The organism is Pseudonocardia sp. ICBG1034 (genome assembly GCF_020131375.1).
Classification (GTDB): domain Bacteria; phylum Actinomycetota; class Actinomycetes; order Mycobacteriales; family Pseudonocardiaceae; genus Pseudonocardia; species Pseudonocardia alni.
In genome coordinates this window covers 824,577-843,503 of record NZ_JAHLEK010000023.1, presented here as the reverse complement: position 1 = coordinate 843,503, position 18,927 = coordinate 824,577, and the positions used below count along the sequence as shown (strand labels likewise).

Annotated in this window: 18 protein-coding genes, 1 tRNA gene, 1 other RNA gene and 1 pseudogene; 14 read left to right on the top strand and 7 right to left on the bottom strand. The window is 72.6% G+C overall.

The annotated features are described in order from the left end of the window. Positions 1 to 2 precede the first annotated feature (2 nt). From KPF22_RS28390 to KPF22_RS28380, 3 genes are all read right to left on the bottom strand, one after another. Positions 3 to 1,016: a YdcF family protein gene (locus tag KPF22_RS28390; protein ID WP_224403819.1), complete on the bottom strand. Its 1,014-nt coding sequence runs from the start codon at positions 1,014 to 1,016 to the stop codon at positions 3 to 5. Continuing rightward, complete coding sequence (locus tag KPF22_RS28385) at positions 1,013 to 1,858, bottom strand: CPBP family intramembrane glutamic endopeptidase (RefSeq protein WP_224403818.1); 846 nt, start codon at positions 1,856 to 1,858, stop codon at positions 1,013 to 1,015. Before KPF22_RS28385 ends, KPF22_RS28390 begins: the two co-directional genes overlap by 4 nt. 110 nt (positions 1,859 to 1,968) lie before the next feature. Next, entirely contained in the window at positions 1,969 to 2,955 is a 987-nt protein-coding gene (locus KPF22_RS28380; RefSeq protein WP_224403817.1) for a DUF418 domain-containing protein, read from the bottom strand. A gap of 122 nt (positions 2,956 to 3,077) precedes the next feature. On the opposite strand from KPF22_RS28380, the gene KPF22_RS28375 reads away from it, so the two are divergent. Next, the gene (locus tag KPF22_RS28375) at positions 3,078 to 3,602 is read left to right on the top strand and encodes a DinB family protein (RefSeq protein WP_224403816.1); all 525 of its coding nucleotides are present in this window, start codon (positions 3,078 to 3,080) and stop codon (positions 3,600 to 3,602) included. A gap of 280 nt (positions 3,603 to 3,882) precedes the next feature. On the opposite strand, the gene KPF22_RS28370 is transcribed toward KPF22_RS28375, so the two are convergent. Further along, complete coding sequence (locus tag KPF22_RS28370) at positions 3,883 to 4,032, bottom strand: hypothetical protein (protein ID WP_224403815.1); 150 nt, start codon at positions 4,030 to 4,032, stop codon at positions 3,883 to 3,885. 279 nt (positions 4,033 to 4,311) lie between these two features. Between KPF22_RS28370 and KPF22_RS28365 the strand changes: the two genes are divergently transcribed. Both KPF22_RS28365 and KPF22_RS28360 read left to right on the top strand, forming a co-directional pair. Then, positions 4,312 to 5,247, top strand: a complete 936-nt coding sequence (locus KPF22_RS28365; RefSeq protein WP_224403814.1) for a hypothetical protein — start codon at positions 4,312 to 4,314, stop codon at positions 5,245 to 5,247. 315 nt (positions 5,248 to 5,562) lie between these two features. Next, a complete protein-coding gene (locus KPF22_RS28360; protein ID WP_224403813.1) occupies positions 5,563 to 6,651 on the top strand; it encodes a site-specific integrase in 1,089 nt (362 codons plus the stop codon). 74 nt (positions 6,652 to 6,725) lie between these two features. Here KPF22_RS28360 and KPF22_RS28355 read toward each other — a convergent pair. Next, positions 6,726 to 6,813: transfer RNA gene (locus KPF22_RS28355), tRNA-Ser, on the bottom strand. Between the two features lie 80 nt (positions 6,814 to 6,893). On the opposite strand from KPF22_RS28355, the gene ffs reads away from it, so the two are divergent. From ffs to KPF22_RS33745, 3 genes and pseudogenes are all read left to right on the top strand, one after another. Beyond that, an RNA gene (ffs, locus tag KPF22_RS28350) (signal recognition particle sRNA small type) lies at positions 6,894 to 6,988 on the top strand. A gap of 51 nt (positions 6,989 to 7,039) precedes the next feature. After that, positions 7,040 to 8,656, top strand: a pseudogene (locus tag KPF22_RS33750) (DNA polymerase III subunit gamma and tau); the annotation flags it as partial. 111 nt (positions 8,657 to 8,767) lie between these two features. Continuing rightward, positions 8,768 to 9,625: a hypothetical protein gene (locus tag KPF22_RS33745; protein ID WP_374107542.1), complete on the top strand. Its 858-nt coding sequence runs from the start codon at positions 8,768 to 8,770 to the stop codon at positions 9,623 to 9,625. Positions 9,626 to 9,663: 38 nt separating this feature from the next. Here the strand turns inward: KPF22_RS33745 and KPF22_RS28340 are convergent, their stop codons facing one another. After that, entirely contained in the window at positions 9,664 to 10,467 is an 804-nt protein-coding gene (locus KPF22_RS28340; RefSeq protein WP_224403811.1) for an N-acetylmuramoyl-L-alanine amidase, read from the bottom strand. A 127-nt stretch (positions 10,468 to 10,594) separates the two neighbouring features. On the opposite strand from KPF22_RS28340, the gene KPF22_RS28335 reads away from it, so the two are divergent. Both KPF22_RS28335 and recR read left to right on the top strand, forming a co-directional pair. Beyond that, positions 10,595 to 10,909 carry a YbaB/EbfC family nucleoid-associated protein gene (locus tag KPF22_RS28335; RefSeq protein ID WP_060713646.1) on the top strand — a complete coding sequence of 105 codons (315 nt, stop codon included), beginning with the start codon at positions 10,595 to 10,597 and terminating at the stop codon, positions 10,907 to 10,909. A 1-nt stretch (position 10,910) separates the two neighbouring features. After that, positions 10,911 to 11,528, top strand: a complete 618-nt coding sequence (gene recR / locus KPF22_RS28330; RefSeq protein ID WP_062399547.1) for a recombination mediator RecR — start codon at positions 10,911 to 10,913, stop codon at positions 11,526 to 11,528. 123 nt (positions 11,529 to 11,651) lie between these two features. Here recR and KPF22_RS28325 read toward each other — a convergent pair whose 3' ends face one another. Then, a complete protein-coding gene (locus tag KPF22_RS28325) occupies positions 11,652 to 11,864 on the bottom strand; it encodes a hypothetical protein (protein ID WP_224403810.1) in 213 nt (70 codons plus the stop codon). Positions 11,865 to 12,101: 237 nt separating this feature from the next. Here KPF22_RS28325 and KPF22_RS28320 point away from each other — a divergent pair, with 237 nt between their 5' ends. The 6 genes from KPF22_RS28320 (at position 12,102) to KPF22_RS28295 (ending at position 18,900) form a co-directional block, all read left to right on the top strand. Beyond that, on the top strand, positions 12,102 to 13,022 hold the full coding sequence (locus KPF22_RS28320; protein ID WP_224403809.1) for a helix-turn-helix transcriptional regulator: 921 nt from the start codon (positions 12,102 to 12,104) through the stop codon (positions 13,020 to 13,022). Positions 13,023 to 13,136: 114 nt separating this feature from the next. Beyond that, positions 13,137 to 14,789 carry an ABC transporter substrate-binding protein gene (locus KPF22_RS28315; protein WP_374107534.1) on the top strand — a complete coding sequence of 551 codons (1,653 nt, stop codon included), beginning with the start codon at positions 13,137 to 13,139 and terminating at the stop codon, positions 14,787 to 14,789. A gap of 76 nt (positions 14,790 to 14,865) precedes the next feature. Further along, entirely contained in the window at positions 14,866 to 15,870 is a 1,005-nt protein-coding gene (locus KPF22_RS28310; protein ID WP_062399555.1) for an ABC transporter permease, read from the top strand. Further along, complete coding sequence (locus KPF22_RS28305; RefSeq protein WP_062399557.1) at positions 15,867 to 16,793, top strand: ABC transporter permease; 927 nt, start codon at positions 15,867 to 15,869, stop codon at positions 16,791 to 16,793. The genes KPF22_RS28310 and KPF22_RS28305 overlap by 4 nt, the downstream gene beginning before the upstream one ends. Next, complete coding sequence (locus KPF22_RS28300; protein ID WP_305080367.1) at positions 16,790 to 17,800, top strand: ABC transporter ATP-binding protein; 1,011 nt, start codon at positions 16,790 to 16,792, stop codon at positions 17,798 to 17,800. The genes KPF22_RS28305 and KPF22_RS28300 overlap by 4 nt, the downstream gene beginning before the upstream one ends. Then, a complete protein-coding gene (locus KPF22_RS28295) occupies positions 17,797 to 18,900 on the top strand; it encodes an ABC transporter ATP-binding protein (RefSeq protein ID WP_208826288.1) in 1,104 nt (367 codons plus the stop codon). Before KPF22_RS28300 ends, KPF22_RS28295 begins: the two co-directional genes overlap by 4 nt. Positions 18,901 to 18,927 lie beyond the last annotated feature (27 nt).

The window sequence follows — 18,927 nt, the reverse complement described above, 5'->3', positions numbered from 1 at the left end:
GGCTACCGGTCGAGGCCGACCAGGACCCCGAGGACGACCAGCGCGAGGCAGATCGCGCCGTTCAGGACCGGGTGCTCGGCGAGGATCGCGACGAACTCGCGCAGCGTGGCGCTGGGCCAGTAGTAGCGGGCGGTCGGCGAACCGACGACCTGGCCGTTCACCCCGGCCCGGCGGGCGGTGAGCGCCGCCCGGAAGGCGTGGAAGTTGTTGGTCACGACGGCGCACCGGTGGTCGGGCGCCCGCTCGGTCATCAGCGCCCGGCTGAACACGAGGTTCTCCCGCGTCGTCCTCGACCGGTCCTCCCGCAGGATCCTCTCCGACGGCACACCGCGGGCCACGAGGTAGTCGGCCATCGCGACGGCCTCGGCGACCGGCTCGTCGGGACCGCGTCCACCCGAGGTCACCAGCATCGGGTCCCCGCCCCGCTCCCGCTCCTGGGCCCACAGCGCCACTCCGCGGTCCAGGCGGGCGGCGAGCAGCGGCGGCACCGCACCCCGGATGAGCCCCGACCCGAGCACCACGACGAAGTCGACCCCGGGTCGGACCCCCATCCGCCCGTAGACGAAGGAGTAGGCCAGCAGGCTGCACAACAGGAGGCCGAGGTGGGCTGCGAGCAGCAGCGTCACGTAGGTGACCGTGGTCAGGAACCGGTTCTCGAGCTGCAGCGTGAGCGGGACGAGGACCACGACCGCGAGACAGGCCAGACCCGCGAGCAGCGACAGCAGGTTCGCCGGCCGACGCCCCTCCCGTCGCATCATCACGACGCCGTTGACGAGCAGGAACCCCGTCAGCACGAGCACGAACACGATGAGCAGCGCCGCGACCAGCGCCGTCACGAGGTCGACGACGCCGACGTCGACCCGGGGGATCGCGGCGATCGACGCCATCAGGAGCAGGACCACCGTCGTCCCACCGGCCACGGCGTTGCGGAACCGCCGCCGTTCGACGAGAACGCCGACGACGCACAGCGTCGCCGACAGTGCGGCCAGGGCAGACAGGACTCCGGCAGCCGTCACCGGGCCACCTGCGGGCGTTGCTGGGCGGGGCGACGGCGACGGAACCACACCGCGACGACCACACAGCACACGATCGCGAACAGGACCGCGACGTCGACCGCGGTCGACCCGGTGTCCCGGGCCGGGGCGGTCGGGTCGGCCTGGATGTTCTGCACCACGTCCCACACGGTGTGGAAGGAGCATGCGGCCCACAGACCGCCCCGGCCGAGCGAGACGACCCCCAGCAGGGCGCCCAGCGCGACGGTCGTCGCCACGTAGACGACGGTCGCGCCCGAGTTGAACGAGTGGCACAGACCGAACACGACCGAGCTGAACGCGACGGCGGCGCCGCTGCCGAACCCGGTGCGCACCGCGCCGAGCAGGTAGCCGCGGAACAGCAGCTCCTCGGTCGAGGACTGGAGCGCGGTGGCGGCGAGCACAAGCCCGACGGCGAGCACTCCCGGGAACGCGGTGGCTCCCTCCGGTGTCGGTCCGCCGCCGCCGGCGCCGTCGTCGCCGGCGGCGAGTGCACCGGCGACGGAGGCCACCGCGAGGACCAGCAGCGCCAGCATCCCCGCACCGAGCACCGCCCGGACCCGCCGGCGGACGGGGGCCCCGAGATCCGACAGCCCCCGGCTCTCCCGCAGCCGCAGCCACAGCACGAGCAGGACCAGCGACACACCGAAGGGGACGATCAGCTCGGTCGCCTGCCACAACCGCATCCCGTCCGACGGGGGCGCCGGTGGGCGCACCGCCGTCCAGAGGAACTGGCCTGCGAACACCGCCGCCACGACGACGGCCGTCGCCACCGCCGCGCGCCCCCACCGGCCGTCCACACTCTGTCCGTCGTCCTGGCCGGTCATCGGTCCCCCTCGTCGCGACGACTGCGTGCCCGAGCCGTGATGTGTCCGATCATGGCGATTCGTCCACCGGTCCGACGAGAGGTCCGCGCGTCCGTGTGACCGCCGTCGGCTCATCTCATCCGAGCGGGTGACCACCAGACGATGCTGCGCCACAACCACTCCACCGGCCCGTACCGGAAGCGCCGCAGCCACCAGCGGCTCGCGACGACCTGGACCACCAGGATCGCGGCGGCGAGCGGGAGCAGGGCGCGGTACCCGCCCGGGCCGGAGAACGCCGGGGCCGTGGTCAGCAGCACGACCAGCAGCGTCGCCGTGAGGTAGTTCGTCAGCGCGAGCCGGCCGAGCGGGGCGAGCACGGACGACACCCACGGCCCGACCCGGGACGCCGTCAGCAGCACCAGTGCGCTCGCGTACCCGATCGCCATGACGAGCCCGGCGGTCGAGGAGACCCGGTCGAACCCGCTGTGCTCGATCGTGCCGACCTGGATGCTGAGCAGCGGCACCGCGACGACGACGGCCCCGACCAGCACGGCCGTCCACACGGCCCGGTTCGGCGCCGCCATCCGGTGGTGCAGGCCGTACCGGGCGGCGGCGAGACCGAGCAGGAACAGCCCGGGTACGAGGAGGAGCCCGCCGCTGGTGAACGCGAGCGCCACGCCCGTCGCGGCCGCGCCGCCGAGCGCGATCACCGGCCGCGGCAGCCAGGAGGCCGGGAGGAGGACGACGACGCCGACGATCGCGTACGGGAGCAGCGCCTCACCGGGCTGCAGGAGATGGTGCGCGGCGCCGAGCACGCCGAGCACGAGCAGCCGGCGCAGCAGCACGAGCCGTGGCCGGGTGGTCCGCCGGGCGGCCCCGTCCAGGAACAGGGCGGTGCCGAGTCCGAACAGGAAGGAGAACAGTGGGAAGAAGCGCTGGTGGGCCGTGAGCTCCAGCCACTGCGGCAGGGTGCCGGTCCAGGACCCCGCGGCGGGCGGCAGCCCGGCGATCGCAGGCATGTTGACGAGCAGGATCCCGCACAGGGCCAGCCCGCGGAGGGTGTCGAGGGCGTCGACCCGGACGGGGGCGGTGGCCGTCGGATCCGGGGGAGCGCTCACGTCTGTTCGGTGCACCGGTCCAGCGTGGCGACCGTGCGGGGCTCGCGGATCGGCCCGCAGGCCGGTTCCGCCTGCGGGGCCTCGTACTTTCGGCCGGGACCGTCCGATGCCAGGCTCGGACGATGTCCGCATCCCGTGTCGCGCTCCTGCGGTGGCAGTTCGACCTGACGTGGGCCCTGTTCGAGTACCACCTCGACCGGCTCGACGACGACGAGACCCTGTGGCGGCCGGCGCGCGTCTGCTGGACGGTGCACCCGTCCGACGACGGGACGTGGCGGCCCGACTGGGCGGACTCCGAACCCGACCCGGTCCCCGTCCCGACGATCGCGTGGGTCACCTGGCACATCGACTGGTGGTGGTCGGTGACGCTGGACCACCTCCGCGGCCGGACCCCGCGGGACCGCACCGACGTGGTGTGGCCGGGCGACGCCGCGTCGACCGTCGCCCGGATGCGCGCACTGCGTGGGGAATGGGCGGACGTCCTGGACGGACTGTCCGACGACGACCTCGTCGCGGTCGCCACGTTCCCGTGGCAGGGGGATCCGGAGATGACGGTCGGACACACCCTGGCCTGGGTGAACACCGAGCTGGCGAAGAACGTCGCGGAGGTCGGGCAGCTGCGGCTGGTGCGCGCGGCCGGTCACTGAGCAGGCCCGGGAACGACGAACGCCGGGCCACCCGCGGGGGTGTGCCCGGCGTTCCGCCTTCCTGCTGGCGGAGGATACGGGATCTGAACCCGTGAGGGATTGCTCCCAACACGCTTTCCAAGTCTGATCTTGGCCGTCCGCTCGGTCTCGTCGGCGTCCGTGGCCTGGACGCAGTGACGGATCACCAGTCAGTGGACCTGCGCGGACGGCCACGAACGAGACTGCCGTTGAGACTGTCGGCGCCGGGAGGTAGGTCGTGCCTCTCGGCGGCCCTGCGCCGTCAGCCGTCCTTGAAGAACTCGAACACGCGCGACAGCAGCTGCAGGCCGATCACGATCCAGACGCCCCGGATCTTCGGCTTGCTGCACCCGCAGGCGCAGGTCGGTTCCGGACTCTCCGGTGCGGGTCCGCTGTGACGGTGCTTGCCCATGACTCGCTCTCCAACTTCATCTGGCCGCACGCCTCGGGTCGGCGTGACGACCCCCAGCTTGAGGACCCGCGGTGGGTCTTGTCCTCCTTCTGCCCCCGAGCCAGAGGTAGCTCGTGGAGTCCCCTGCGCGTTCGCTTCCCTAGCACTTTGCCTCCTGTACCTGCATCTGTCACGGGGGCAGGCATCACCTCTGCTGCGGGGGCATGTAACCTCACGTCTCCAGGGTTGCCTCCGTTCCAGAGATGCATCCGAACTGGAAGTAGTTGGACGGGGGCCGATGTGACCACGGCGGACGGTTCTGTCGTCAAGGGTGACCAAGGTGAGGCGGAAAAGAAGGGCCTCATCTATGCGGGTCGCATCGTCGGCAAGACGCTATACAGGATTCGCGAATCCCATGTTCGAGATCACTACGTGCCATTGATGAAAAAGGGCGCAGTTGGCGCAGTAAAGCTGGATCTTCTCCTGCGAGGTATTGCGCTATTGCCGGAGCATACTGGCGGCAGAAGGGAGGCTATTGGGAGGGTGTCGCCATATGCATCTTACGAGGATCTGCACGATCTGATCCGTAGTCCGGACTTGTACTCAAATACTCCCGAAAGTCCGTATGACTACGACGATGCGCAGCAGCGCAAGCTCAAGCGCGAATGGATTCGCGAGCAAATCGAGAAGCTCGAAGAGCTCAAGCTTGTATCGCGGGTCGTGCATGAGAGTGGTGGGCGGCCGAGGTTAGTAGCCAGACGGGATGATGGATCGGGCAAGGACCTGGACGACCCGTCGGGGACCGCTGGAAGCTCCTACCTGACGACGTTGGGCAGCGTGTTCTCGTCGAAAGCGGTACGCGACTGGGGGACTCCCGAGGTCAGCTTTTACTTTGCGGCAATGATTGCAGAGCGGCATCACCGGTTCCTTTCGAAGCAATCATCGCTGCCGGGTGGTGGCGAGTGGTTCCAGGCGTTGACCTGGTTTGCGGACAAGGAGGGTTATCGGGGTGAGGGTCACGTGAAGATTCCTTTCTCTATTGCAACCCTTGATCGCGGACTCCGAAGTTTTCTTAATAGTGGTCTACTTGAGAAGCGTTTGACGCGGAAGAATCCTCTAACGGGTGCGAACTTTCGCCGCGGTTCTCGCAACGTCTACACCAACAAGTTTGCCGAGTTGGATACCGGATCGAGGGTTGTGGAGATCGATCTGATGCAGGATCCTGGGCGGGTTTGATTCTTCTGATTCCAGCCATTTCGAGGTGATCTCCTCGCGGCGCTGGCTGCCTCCGGCGCGCCGTGAGGAGATCACTGCCGTCCGCACGTCTCCGATCTCTGAGCGGTGCCGGGTCCGGGCGGAGCCCGGGGTACTTCGCGGTTCCCGTCCTGGGCGTCGTCGAGCCGTTGCCCGTCGCCGTTCTGAGATCGGTCGTCCGCCCGGTGCGTGAGTGGCCGGGTAGACGGACACGGCGCCCGCGCGCGGGCCGGAGGCAGGAGCGCGCGGGTGGCGGGGCCGGCGTAGCCGGTCAGGCGCGCCGCCGGAGGCGGCGCCTTGAAGGCGGACGCCATCCGCGCGGTCCGGAAGCTGGAGCGCGACCGCGATTCGGCAACCGTGCAGGCGACCGGCCGGGTCGGCACCGTGGGGGAGTGGCTGGAGCACTGGGTGGAGAACATCGCCGCCGCGGTGGTGCGGGAGAACACGCTCGCCGGGTATCGCGTCGCGATCCGCACGCACCTGGTCCCCGGGATCGGCGCCCACCGGCTCGACCGGCTGCAGCCCGAGCACCTGGAGAAGCTGTACGCGCGGATGATCCGCAACGGCAGCTCGCCCGGCACCGCTCACCAGGCGCACCGCACGCTCCGGACCGCGCTCGGGGAGGCCGAACGGCGCGGACGGATCACCAGGAACCCGGCCGCGCTCGCGAAGGCACCCCGGGTCAGCGAGACGGAGGTGGAGCCCTACTCGGTCGACGAGGTCCGACGGCTACTCACCACCGCCGCCGAGGGGCGGAACCACGCCCGCTGGGCCATCGCCCTCGCGCTCGGTCTTCGTCAGGGTGAGGTCCTGGGGCTGCGCTGGACCGACGTCGACCTGGACACCGGGACGCTCGTCGTCCGTCGCGGACGACTCCGTCCCCGCTACCGGCACGGGTGCGGCGGCTCGTGTGGGAAGAAGGCCGGCTACTGCCCGAAGCGGCTCGCGGACCGGCCGGAGACCGACGGGACGAAGTCGCGTGCCGGACGCCGCGCCATCGGCCTCCCGGACGAGCTGGTCGCCCTCTTGAAGTCCCACCGCGAGGAGCAGGACCGCGAGCGAGACGCGGCTGCGCAGCTCTGGCGGGACTCCGGCTACGTCTTCACCGACGAGCGCGGCGAACCGCTCAACCCGAACACCGACTACCACCACTGGAAGAAGCTCCTGCGCGACGCCGGGGTCCGTGACGGACGCCTGCGCGACGCCCGCCACACCGCGGCGACGGTGCTGCTGATCCTCGGCGTCCCGGAGCGCGCGGTCATGGGCTTGATGGGTTGGTCGACGACCGCGATGGCGGCCCGCTACCAGCACATCACCGGGGTCGTGCGCAGCGACGTCGCCCAGCGCGTGGGCGGTCTGCTCTGGGGTCGGCCGGATGACGAGTGAGACTACAAATGAGACTGAACGCCGAACGCCGGGGGCTCTGCGTGGGAGCCGCCCGGCGTTCTGCCTGTTCAGGCTGGCGGAGGATACGGGATTTGAACCCGTGAGGGATTGCTCCCAACACGCTTTCCAAGCGTGCGCCCTAGGCCACTAGGCGAATCCTCCGTGAAAGAGGTTACGCGACGCCCTCGGCGATCCGACGCGGCCCCCTCGCCGCCCGACGACGCCGTCCGTGGCACACTGTCCGTGGACCCCGTGCGGCGTCCATCCTGTGAACTCCCCCAGGGCCGGAAGGCAGCAAGGGTCAACAGGCTCTGGCGGGTGCGCGGGGTCCCCTTCTGTCTCCGAGCGGGTCCCCGGAGTGTCGGACCCCCTGGGTAGCCTTCCCCTCGTGGCTCTGGCTCTGTACCGCAAGTACCGCCCGGCCAAGCTGGCCGACGTCGTGGGGCAGGAGCACGTCACCGAGCCCCTGGCCACCGCCCTCACCGCGGGGCGGATCAACCATGCGTATCTGTTCTCGGGGCCGCGGGGCTGCGGCAAGACGTCCTCGGCCCGCATCCTGGCGCGTTCGCTGAACTGCGAGCAGGGGCCGACCCCGGATCCCTGCGGCGTCTGCAACTCGTGCATCGCGCTCGCCCCCGAGGGGTCGGGCAGCATCGACGTCGTCGAGCTCGACGCGGCGTCGCACGGTGGTGTCGAGGACGCGCGCGAGCTGCGTGACCGGGCGTTCTACGCGCCCGCCGAGTCGCGCTACCGCGTGTTCGTCGTCGACGAGGCGCACATGGTCACCACCCAGGGCTTCAACGCGCTGCTCAAGATCGTCGAGGAGCCCCCGGAACACCTGGTCTTCGTGTTCGCGACGACGGAGCCGGAGAAGGTGCTCCCGACGATCCGGTCGCGGACCCACCACTACCCGTTCCGGCTGATCCCGCCCGGCACGATGCGCGTGCTGCTGGAGAAGATCTGCGGCGAGGAGCAGGTGACCGTCGCGCCGCCGGTGTTCCCGCTGGTCATCCGGGCCGGGGGCGGTTCGGCCCGGGACACGCTGTCGGTGCTGGACCAGCTGCTCGCCGGCGCCGGGCCGCAGGGGGTGACCTACGAGCGCGCGGTCGCGCTGCTCGGGGTGACCGACTCCGGCCTGATCGACGACACCGTCGACGCGCTCGCCGCGGCCGACGGCGCGGCCGTCTACGGCGCGGTGGACCGGCTCGTCGAGGCCGGACACGACCCCCGTCGCTTCGCCTCGGACCTGCTGCAGCGCTTCCGCGACCTGATGCTCGTGCAGGCCGTGCCGGACGCCGCCGAGCAGGGACTGGTCGACGGCGCCGCGGACGAGCTGTCCCGGATGGCCGACCAGGCCGCCCGGCTCGGCCCGGCCACCCTCACCCGCTACGGCGAGATCCTGCACCAGGGTCTGATCGAGATGCGCGGGGCGACGGCCCCGCGGCTGTTGCTGGAGCTGCTGGTCTCGCGGATGCTGCTCCCGGCGGCCACGACCTCCGACGGCGGGCTGCTCGAACGTCTGGAGCGCATCGAGCGGCGCAACGCGATCGCGCCCGGCCCCGCCGGCCCGGCCGACGACGGCGGCGGCGCCAAGCGGTTCGTCCGGCCCAGCGAGCGCCCGGCCACCCCGGAGCCGACCGGCGGCGCACCGTCGCGTTCCGCGGAACGCGAGGCAGGGGCCCCGATGGCCGTGCCCGCCCCGGCACCGCCGCGGCCCGCCGAGCCCGCCCCGGACGCCTCTGCCCCGGTACCCACCGCCCCGGAGCCGGCGGGGACCGGGTCGGAGGCGGACGCGGGGCGTTCCGCGGAACGCGACGACGGCCGGGCCACGGCCACCGCTGCCGCCCCGGCAACGGCCCCCGGTGCCCGCCAGGGCGCCGGCCCCCAGGACCGGGGCGGTGAGGCCTCCGGTCGTGGCCCCGCGTCCGCGGATGCCGGGAACCGTCCGGTGGGCGCCACGGCACCCCACGCCGAGGAGGCGACCGGGCCACGCGGACCGGGCGGCGCCGCGACGGAGGCGGCGTCCTCGGGCAGGCCCGCTGCTCCCTCCGCCGGTGCGGAGTCCGGCGCGGAGCGTTCCGCGGAACGCGCTCCGGCGACCGCCGGCCCGGCCCCGGTGGACGGCCCGGCTGCCGACCGACCTGCTGCGGACGGCCCGGGTACGGACGGCCCGGCCGCAGAGGGGCGGCAGGCGGACGGTCGCCGGGCGGACGGGCCGGGAGCGGGCGGGACCGAGGAGCCCGCCGCGCAGGAGGCCCCGGCCCGTCGCCCCGCCCCGCCCCGCGACGGTGCCCCCGCCGACGCCGTACCGCCGGAGTCGGCGCAGCCGGTGTCGTCGGCGTCGTCGCTGGACGCGACGGCGGTCCGCCGGGTCTGGCCGGAGATCCTCGCCGCCGTCCGTCAGCGCAGCCGCAGCACCGAGGCGCTGCTGGTCAACGCCACCGTCCGGGCGGTCGACGGCGACACCCTGGTCCTCGCGATCGGCGCCCCGCCGCTGGCCCGGCGGCTGTCCGAGGCGCGCAACACCGACGTGATCGCCGATGCGCTGCGCGCCGTCCTCGGGGTCCAGTGGCGGGTCCACTGCGACACCGGGGAGGCCGCGACCGCGCGTCGCGCCGCCACACCGGAACGCGCGCAGCGGGCGGTGCCGCAGCGCCCCTCCCAGCGCGACGCCCCGCAGCGCGAGCAGGGCGGGCGGCCCACCCGCCGTCCCGCGGGGGACCCCGACGTCCCGCTGCCGCCGGAGCCGCCGCCGGAGGACGCACCGCCGGACCCTCGTGATGCCGGACCGCAGGGGGGCGACGGTCCGGGCGCACGACCCGCCCCGGTACGGAACCAGGCCGCCGAGGAGGAGGACATGCTCGCCGAGGCCGCGGCCGAGGCGGCGTCGCCGGGCTCCCGTCGGGACCCCGAGGCCGCCGCGCTGGAGATCCTCACCTCGCACCTGGGGGCCCGCGCGATCGACCCGCGCTGACCCCCGGCCCGGACGGGTGGTGGCCGGGGCGCAGATGGTCAGCGGCGCAGCTGTGCCAGCACCGCAGCGGCCACCGCCGCCGCGATCCGGTCCCGCCCGGCGGGGTCGGTGAGCACGGCGGCGTCGCCGGCGTTGCGCATGTTGCCCGCCTCCACCAGCGCGGTCGGCACGGTCGAGGTGTTCAGGCCGGCCAGGTCCTCGCGGCCGTCGAGACCGTCGCGGCCGATGTAACCGGCCGGGGCGAACCCGGCCGAGCGGAGCGCGTCCCGCAGCCCGGTGGCCAGGCGCAGCGACGCCGGTCCGGTCCCGTGCACCGCGGGCTCCGCGTACGCGACGTGGAACCCGCGGGCCGAGGCCGCCGCGCCGTCGGCGTGCAGCGACACGGCCAGCGCCGCACCGGCCCGGCCGCCCGCCGCACCGCGGGCGTCGACGCAGGGGCCGACGCCGTCGTCGTCGGAGCGGGTGAGCACCACCCGCACACCGGCGGCCTCCAGCCGGGACCGCACCCGCCCGGCCAGGTCCCAGGTGAAGGTGTGCTCGGCGTAGCCGGCGTTCGTGGAGGTGCCGGTCGTGTTGCACGGTTTGGTCCCGCCGCGCCCGTCGGGGACCGGCCGGTTCACCGCGGCCGGGTCCGCGGCGTTGCCGCCGTTGTGCCCGGGGTCGAGCAGCACGACGGGGGCGGGGACCGGCGCCGGGGTGGTGGGCAGCGAACGGGTCGTCGCGGCCGGTACCGGGGTCGCGTCGACCGAGGGCGGAGCCGGTGCCGCTGCGCCGCAGCCGGCGCACAGCAGCGCGACGACGGCCGGGAGGACGGCTGTGGCGGAACGGATCAGGGCGCGCACGGTCGGTCAGCCTGACACGTCTACGCTGGGAGAAGGACACGTCCGCGCCGGTCGCGCCGGGGAAGCCCCCGATCGCGCGAGCCGGACCCGACAGCGAGGGGTACGCGTGCAACCCGGTCAGCCCGACATGCAGATGATCCTGCAGCAGGCCCAGAAGATGCAGCAGCAGCTCCAGCAGGCCCAGGCCGAGCTCGCGACCGCCGAGGTCACCGGCCAGGCCGGGAACGGGCTGGTCGAGGTCACCGTCACCGCGGGCCTGGAGCCGCGCTCGGTGCGGATCGACCCGAAGGTCGTGGACCCCGAGGACGTCGAGACCCTGCAGGACCTCGTCGCCGGCGCGCTCGCCGACGCGGTCCGCCGTGCGCAGGAGCTGCAGCAGGAGAAGATGGGTCCGCTCGCCGGCGGTCTCGACATGGGCGGCCTGGGCCTCCCGGGCGCCTGAGGTGTTCGAAGGACCGGTCCAGGACCTGATCGACGAGCTGGGACGCCTGCCCGGGGTCGGTCCGAAGAGCGCCCAGCGCATCGCGTTCCACCTGCTCGCCGCGGACCCGGCCGACATCAACCGGCTCCAGGAGGTCCTGCAGACGGTCAAGCAGGGCGTCGCATTCTGCGACGTGTGCGGCAACGTCGCGTCGGACACCCGCTGCCGCTACTGCTCCGACGCGCGACGCGACCCGACACTGGTGTGCGTGGTCGAGGAGCCCAAGGACGTCCTGGCCGTCGAGCGGACCCGGGAGTTCAAGGGGCGCTACCACGTGCTCGGCGGTGCGCTCGACCCGCTGGCCGGGATCGGCCCGGACACGCTGCGGATCCGCGAGCTGCTCGCCCGCCTCGGCGGCACCGGTCCGGCGACCGACGAGACCGAGATCTCCGAGGTCATCATCGCGACCGACCCCAACACCGAGGGCGAGGCGACCGCGACCTACCTGGTCCGGCTGCTGCGCGACTTCCCGGGCCTGAGCGTCACGCGGCTCGCGTCCGGCCTGCCGATGGGCGGCGACCTGGAGTTCGCCGACGAGATGACGCTCGGCCGCGCGCTCGCCGGCCGGCGGGCCCTCTAGCCCCCGGACACAGAACGGGCCGGTCCGTCCAGGGCGCGTCGCCCCGGCCGTGACCGGCCACCCGGCGCAGCAACCCCCCGCCGCTGCGCCGTCCTTCCTTCCCGGTGGGTCCCGAGAGCGGTGTCAGTCGGAATCCTCGTCGCCCCACGCGTCCACGTGGTGCGGCCGGCCGTGGAGCTGGCGCTGCCTGCGCTCCCACTCCCGGCGTCGCTGCTCGGCGATCCGGCGCCACGCCTCGCTCCGGCGCCGCTCGGTCACCCCGATCACGATCGCCGAGACGACCAGCGTGGCCAGCCCGGCCAGGGCCACCACCACCAGCGCGATCACGGCGACCACTGCCCGGTACGGGCGCTGTGGTGCGTGCCTGTGTGCGGCACCTGCGTCCTGCGGATCATGTCCATCTCCCTTCGTGTGTCGCGGTCGGTCCATGGTCCCCGGTCGCCACGATCGGTGTGTCCGCCGTCACGTCCGGGTGAGTCCAGGATGCACGACGACACGGGTCTGTGCAATTGCAGACACAGGGAATTGCACAGAACTGTAGATTGCACGGCGGGGCCACGGAGGGAGCGCGAGGTGGAGCAGGAGCCGACCGGCGCGCGACGACGGCTGGGTGCCGAACTGCGCAGGCTGCGCGTCAACGCCGGTCTGAAGCTGGAGGACGCCGCGGGTGGCGTGGGCTGCTCGACGTCGAAGATCAGCAGGCTGGAGAACGGCAAGGGGGTGCCGCGCCCGGCCGACGTCGCCGCGCTGGTCGAGGTCTACGGCGGAGTCGCCGGGGTCGAGGCGGAGATGCTCGAGCGGCTCGTCACCGAGAGCCGCACCCGCGGCTGGTGGGAGCCGTTCACCGAGGGCCTGCGCAGTGACCCGCACTTCCTGCCGTCGCCGGGGCGCTACGCCGCCGCCGAGTCCGACGCGACCGCCGTCGCCGCGTTCGACCTGACCGTGCTGCACGGGCTGCTCCAGACGCCCGCCTACGCACACGCCGCGCTGCGTGCCCGGCTCCCGGGGCGCCCGGACTGGGAGATCGACCAGCTCGTGCGGCTGCGCGGACGTCGCCACGAGGCGCTCACCGCGACGCCGCCACTGGTGCTCGACGCCGTCGTCGACGAGGCCGTGCTCGCCCGCGCGACCGGCGGCCCCGCGGTGATGGCCGAGCAGCTCGACCGGCTGCTCACGCTGTCGGGCCTGCCCGACGTGACGCTGCGCGTGCTCCCGTTCGGCGCCGGGCCGCAGCGGGCGCACGCCGGCCGCTTCGCGATCCTGACCGTCCCCGACGAGCTCGGCCCCGACGTCGTCCACACCGAGGGGCACGCGGGGGAGTCGTTCCTGGAGTCGCCCGCCGACCTGCGTACCTACCGCGAGGTCTTCGACGAGGTCCGGGCCGCCGCGCTCGGCGAGGACGCCTCGCGGGCCGCGGTGTCGGCCCACCGGGACGCGCACCGGTCGGCCGTCGACGACGGTCCGGGCGAACGGGACGTGCGTACCAGTTCGTAGCACTATCGTGACGCAAGGGTCTACCGGTTGGTAACGGACCGCTATAGGTTTCCCCGTCATCAGGTGTCCGCACGCACACATCGGGTGGACGCCTCTGCCGACGAGGGGACCGGAATGCGCAGACGGTGGATGACGGCGGTCATGGCGGGCGTGCTCGCAGTGGGCATGACCGCCTGCGCGAGCTCGGAGCGCGGAGCGGGTGGCGACGCCGCCGGGGGGACGTTCGTGTTCGGCGCCGCGGGTGCGCCGAAGAACTTCGACCCGATCTTCAACGACGACGGCGAGAGCTTCCGCCCGGCCCGGCAGATGTTCGACACGCTGATCACCTACAAGCCCGGGACCACCGAGCTCGAGCCCGGCCTGGCCACCGAGTGGACGTCCACGCCGGACGGCAAGACCTGGACGTTCACCCTCCGCGAGGGCGTCACGTTCCACGACGGCACGCCGCTCGACGCGACCGCGGTCTGTGCGAACTTCGACCGCTGGTTCACCATGAAGGGCGCCGCGGCGCAGAGCCAGATGATCTACTACGGCGACGTCTTCGAGGGCTTCGCCAAGAACGAGGGCGACGCCTCGGGCGCCCCGCTGTACAAGTCCTGCACGGCACAGAGCCCGAACACCGCCGTCCTGGCGCTGAACAAGTTCAAGGGCGCGTTCCCGGCCGCCTTCGGCCTCACGTCGTTCTCGATCTCCAGCCCGGCGGCGCTCAAGCAGTACGACGCCGACGCCGTCACCCAGAGTGGTGACTCCTTCACCTACCCCGCCTATGCGAACGAGCACCCGACGGGCACCGGGCCGTTCAAGTTCGAGAGCTTCGACAAGGCGAACAACACGATCACCCTGGTCCGCAACGACCAGTACTGGGGCGAGAAGGCGAAGCTCGACCGGCTCATCTTCAAGATCATCCCCGACGAGAACGCCCGCAAGCAGGAGCTGGCCGCCGGCACCATCGACGGCTACGACTACCCGTCCCCGGCGGACTACCAGACCCTGAAGGACCAGGGTGACCAGGTGCTGATCCGCCAGCCGTTCTCGCTGCTCTACATGGGCATCAACACCAAGAACAACCCGAAGCTCAAGGACCTGCGGGTCCGCCAGGCGCTCGCGTACGCCATCGACCGCGAGTCGCTGGTCCGCACCAAGATGCCCGAGGGCTCCGCGGTCGCGAAGGAGTTCGTGCCGCCGACCGTCGCGGGCTACGCCGACGACGTCACCCAGTACCCGTACGACCCGGAGAAGGCCAAGCAGCTGCTCGCCGAGGCCGGCGCGCAGAACCTGACGCTGAACTTCTACTACCCGACCGAGATCACCCGGCCCTACATGCCGAACCCGGCGGACCTGTTCTCGGCGATGTCGGCGAACCTGAAGGCCGTCGGCATCACGGTCAACCCCGTCGCGCGGCCGTGGAACGGCGGCTACAAGGACGACGTCCAGAAGGCGGGCAAGCACGACCTGCACATGCTCGGCTGGACCGGCGACTACAACGACGCCGGCAACTTCGTCGGCACGTTCTTCGGCCGGGAGAAGGCCGAGTTCGGGCCGCAGGACCCGGCGATGTTCGCCGAGCTGGCCAAGGCCGACTCCATCCCGGACCCGGCCGGTCACGCCGCCGCGTACCAGCAGGCGAACAAGGACATCATGGCCAAGTACCTGCCGGCCGTGCCGATCCTGACCACCGGCCCGGCGATCGTCGTCGGACCGAACGTGCAGGGCGTGATCCCGTCGCCGCTGACCGACGAGCGCTTCGTCTCCGTCAGCAAGAACTGACCGTGCCCCGGGCGCCGCGGTGACCCCGCGGCGCCCGGTCGCGTGTCCCGCCTCCCACCACTGAGGACATCCACGCATGCTGCGCTTCGTCGCGCGCCGCCTGCTCCAGGTCGTCCCGACGCTGCTCATCCTGTCCGTGCTGTTGTTCGCCTGGCTGCGCTCGCTGCCCGGCGGACCGGCCGGTGCGCTGCTCGGAGACAAGGCGACCCCGGAGTCGATCGCGGCACTGAACAAGACGCTGGGCCTGGACCAGCCCATCCCGATCCAGTACCTGCACTACCTCGGCCGGGCGCTGACCGGCGACTTCGGCGCCTCGCTGGTCACCGGTGACCCGGTGATCACCGAGCTCGGCCGCGCGCTGCCGGGGACGATCGAGCTGTCCTTGTCGGCGCTGCTGCTCGCCGTCGCCCTCGGGATCCCGCTGGGCTACCTCGCCGCCCGCCACCGCGGCGGTATCTGGGACAACCTGACCATCGTCGGGACCCTGGTCGGCGTCGCCGTGCCGGTGTTCTTCCTCGGTTACGTGCTCAAGCAGTTCCTGGCCGTCGACCTCGGCCTGTTCCCGCCGTCCGGACTGCAGTCGACCGGCATCGACGCCACCTCGGTCACCGGCTTCCCCACCCTCGACGGCCTGCTGACCCGCGAGTTCGACGCCAGCTGGGACTCGCTGCTGCACCTCGTGCTTCCCGCCGTCACCCTCGCCACGATCCCGCTCGCCGTCATCGTGCGGATCACCCGGGCCTCGGTGCTCGACGTGCTGGAGTCCGACTTCGTCCGCACCGCCAACGCCAAGGGGCTCGCGCCGGGCACCGTCCGCGGCCGGCACGTGCTGCGCAACGCGCTGCTGCCGGTCTCGACGACGATCGGTCTGCAGACCGGCCTGCTCCTCGCCGGTGCGGTGCTGACCGAGAAGGTGTTCAACCGGCCCGGCATCGGCACCCTGATCGCCGAGGGCATCGAGCGCCGCGACTACCCGCGGCTGCAGGCCGTGGTGCTGCTCGGCGCACTCATCTACGTGCTGGTCAACCTGCTCGTCGACCTGTCCTACGCCGTGATCGACCCGAGGGTGAGGCTGCGATGAGCGCACCGACCACCTGGGCGCAGCGGCGGAAGGACCGGATCGACGACACCGCCGGCCGCAGCCTGTCCGCGGACGCACTGCGCCGGCTGCGCCGCAGCCCCACCGCGATCGTCGGGGCGGTGATCATCGGGGTGTTCGTGCTGGTCTCGGTGTTCGCGCCGCTGCTGGCCCCACACGACCCGGCCCAGGCGTTCCCGCAGCTGCTCGACCAGCTGCGCCCCGGCTCGATCCCCGGACCGCAGCCCGGCTTCCTGCTCGGCAGCGACCAGAACGGCCGCGACGAGTTCTCCCGGATGATCCTGGCGTCGCGTCAGACCCTGCTCGTCGGCGTGCTCGCGACCGTGTTCGGGCTCGCGGCGGGCCTGGTCATCGGCGTGCTCGCCGGCGCGTTCGGCGGCTGGATCGACACCGTCCTCATGCGCGTCACCGACGTGCTGCTGTCGATCCCGTCGCTGCTGCTCGCGATCTCGGTCGCGGCGCTGGCCGCCCGGCCCAGCCAGACCACGGTCATCATCGCCGTCGCGCTGGTGAACGTGCCGATCTTCGCGCGGCTGCTGCGCGGGTCGATGCTCGCCCAGCGCGACTCCGACCACGTCCTCGCGGCCACCGCGCTCGGCGTGAAGCGACGGGCGGTCGTGCTGCGGCACATGCTGCCCAACGCGATCGGCCCGGTGATCGTGCAGGCCACGCTGACCCTGGCGACGGCGATCCTCGACGCGGCCGCGCTGTCCTTCCTCGGCCTCGGCGACGCCGACCCGGCCCGCGCCGAGTGGGGCCTGATGCTCGCCTCCGCGCAGCCCTACCTCGACGTCCGGCCGGGGCTGGCGGTCTACCCGGCGATCGCGATCATCGTCGTCGCGCTCGGGTTCACGCTGCTCGGCGAGTCGCTGCGCGAGGCCATCGACCCGAAAGGCCGGAGATGACCACACCTCCGATGAACCCGTTGTTGCAGGTCCAGGACCTGTCCGTGCGCTTCGTCCGCAAAGGCGAGGCCGACGTCGTCGCCGTCGACGGTGTGTCGTTCGACGTCCGCCCCGGCGAGGTCGTCGGCCTGGTCGGCGAGTCCGGCTGCGGCAAGTCCGTGACCTCCCTGGCGATCATGGGACTGCTGCCGGGCCGTACCCCCCGGGTGGGCGGCTCGGTGCTGTTCTCCTCCGGGGACGAGTCCGTCGACCTGCTCACCCTGTCCGACGCCGAGCTGCGCGAGCGGCGCGGCCGCGACATCGGGATGGTCTTCCAGGATCCGCTGTCGTCGCTGAACCCGGTCGTCCCGGTGGGTGTCCAGATCACCGAGGCGCTCACCCGGCACCGCGGGATGAGCAAGGACGAGGCGCGTACGGAGGCCGTCGCCCTGCTGGAGCGGGTCGGCATCCCCGACCCGGCACGACGCGTGTCGGCCTACCCGCACCAGATGTCGGGCGGGATGCGCCAGCGCGCGCTGATCGCGATCGCGCTCGCCTGCCGGCCGAAGCTGCTCATCGCCGACGAACCGACCACCGCCCTCGACGTCACCATCCAGGCCCAGATCCTGGAGCTGCTGCGCGAACTCGTCGCCGAGACGGGAACGGCACTGATCATGATCACGCACGACCTGGGCGTCGTCGCGGGGCTCTGCGACCGGGTCAACGTCCTCTACGGCGGCCGGGTCGTGGAACGCGCGGAGCGGCACGCCCTGTTCGGGGACCCGCGCCACCCGTACACCTCGGGGCTCATCCGGTCGATCCCGCGGCTGGACTCCGACCCCGCCGCGGAGCTGCCCGCGATCACCGGGTCGGTGTCGGACAACCTGCCCTGGGACCACGCCTGCGCGTTCGCGCCGCGCTGCCCGCGGGCGCTGGAGACCTGCACCTCGGTCACCCCGGTGGCCGACGACGAGGCGGGCCGGCTGCTGCGCTGCCACAATCCCGAGCCGATCGGAGCGACGGCATGAGCCCCCTGCTGGAGGTCGAGGACCTGCAGGTCCACTTCCCGATCACCCGGGGTGTGCTGGTGCAGCGCACCGTCGGGCACGTCCGGGCCGTCGACGGCGTCTCGCTGCGGATCGAGCGCGGCGAGACCTACGGCCTGGTCGGCGAGTCCGGCTGCGGCAAGTCGACCCTCGGGCGAGCGATCCTCAAGCTCACCGAGCCGACCGCGGGCACGGTGTCCTTCGACGGCACCGACGTCGCCGCGCTGAAGGGGGAGCCGCTGCGCCGGATGCGCCGCCGGTTCCAGATGGTGTTCCAGGACCCGATGTCCAGCCTGGACCCGCGCCAGTCGGTCGGGTCGCTGCTGCGCGAGGGCCTGGCCGCGCACGGGATCGAGGCCGGTCCGGACCGGCTCGCCGAGCTCATGCGCGCGGTGGGGCTGCCGGAGTCCGCGCTGCGCCGCTACCCGCACGAGTTCTCCGGCGGGCAGCGTCAGCGCATCGGGATCGCCCGGGCCCTGTGCGTGGAGCCCGACCTCGTCGTCGCCGACGAGCCGGTCTCGGCGCTGGACGTGTCGGTGCAGGCCCAGGTGCTCAACCTGCTGCGCTCGCTGCAGCGCGAGCTCGGCCTGACCTACCTGGTGATCGCGCACGACCTGGCCGTCGTGCGGCACGTGTCGGACCGGGTCGGGGTGATGTACCTCGGGTCGATCGTGGAGGAGGCGCCCGCCCGCGCGCTCTACGACGGCCCGCTGCACCCCTACACCCGGGCGCTGCTCTCGGCCGTGCCCCAGCCGGACCCGACCGTGGAGGACACCCGCGAGCGGATCCTCCTGTCCGGGGACCTGCCCTCGCCCGCCGCGCCGCCGTCCGGGTGCCGGTTCCACACCCGCTGCCCGTGGCGCCAGGACGACCGGTGCTCCACCGAGCGCCCGCAGCTGCGCGTGCTCGACGGCGACACCTCGGGGCACCGGGTCGCCTGCCACCACGCCGAGGCGATCCGCGACGGGCGCATCACCCCGCACGAGGTGACCGCGGAGGAGGCCGACGCCGCCGTCGGTCCGGGTGGCGGCCCGGAGGTCCCCGACCAGCAGATCACCCTCGGCGACGCGATCGGCCGCTGACCCCGGGCCCGCGGTGCCCCCAGGGGA

What these genes read in the sequence shown, in the direction of transcription:
- KPF22_RS28385 (WP_224403818.1), bottom strand. Translation starts at nt 1,858, where the DNA reads ATGACCGGCCAGGACGACGGACAGAGTGTGGACGGCCGGTGGGGGCGC.
- KPF22_RS28375 (WP_224403816.1), top strand. Translation starts at nt 3,078, where the DNA reads ATGTCCGCATCCCGTGTCGCGCTCCTGCGGTGGCAGTTCGACCTGACG.
- KPF22_RS28370 (WP_224403815.1), bottom strand. Translation starts at nt 4,032, where the DNA reads ATGGGCAAGCACCGTCACAGCGGACCCGCACCGGAGAGTCCGGAACCG.
- KPF22_RS28335 (WP_060713646.1), top strand. Translation starts at nt 10,595, where the DNA reads ATGCAGATGATCCTGCAGCAGGCCCAGAAGATGCAGCAGCAGCTCCAG.
- KPF22_RS28315 (WP_374107534.1), top strand. Translation starts at nt 13,137, where the DNA reads ATGCGCAGACGGTGGATGACGGCGGTCATGGCGGGCGTGCTCGCAGTG.
- KPF22_RS28310 (WP_062399555.1), top strand. Translation starts at nt 14,866, where the DNA reads ATGCTGCGCTTCGTCGCGCGCCGCCTGCTCCAGGTCGTCCCGACGCTG.
- KPF22_RS28305 (WP_062399557.1), top strand. Translation starts at nt 15,867, where the DNA reads ATGAGCGCACCGACCACCTGGGCGCAGCGGCGGAAGGACCGGATCGAC.
- KPF22_RS28300 (WP_305080367.1), top strand. Translation starts at nt 16,790, where the DNA reads ATGACCACACCTCCGATGAACCCGTTGTTGCAGGTCCAGGACCTGTCC.
- KPF22_RS28295 (WP_208826288.1), top strand. Translation starts at nt 17,797, where the DNA reads ATGAGCCCCCTGCTGGAGGTCGAGGACCTGCAGGTCCACTTCCCGATC.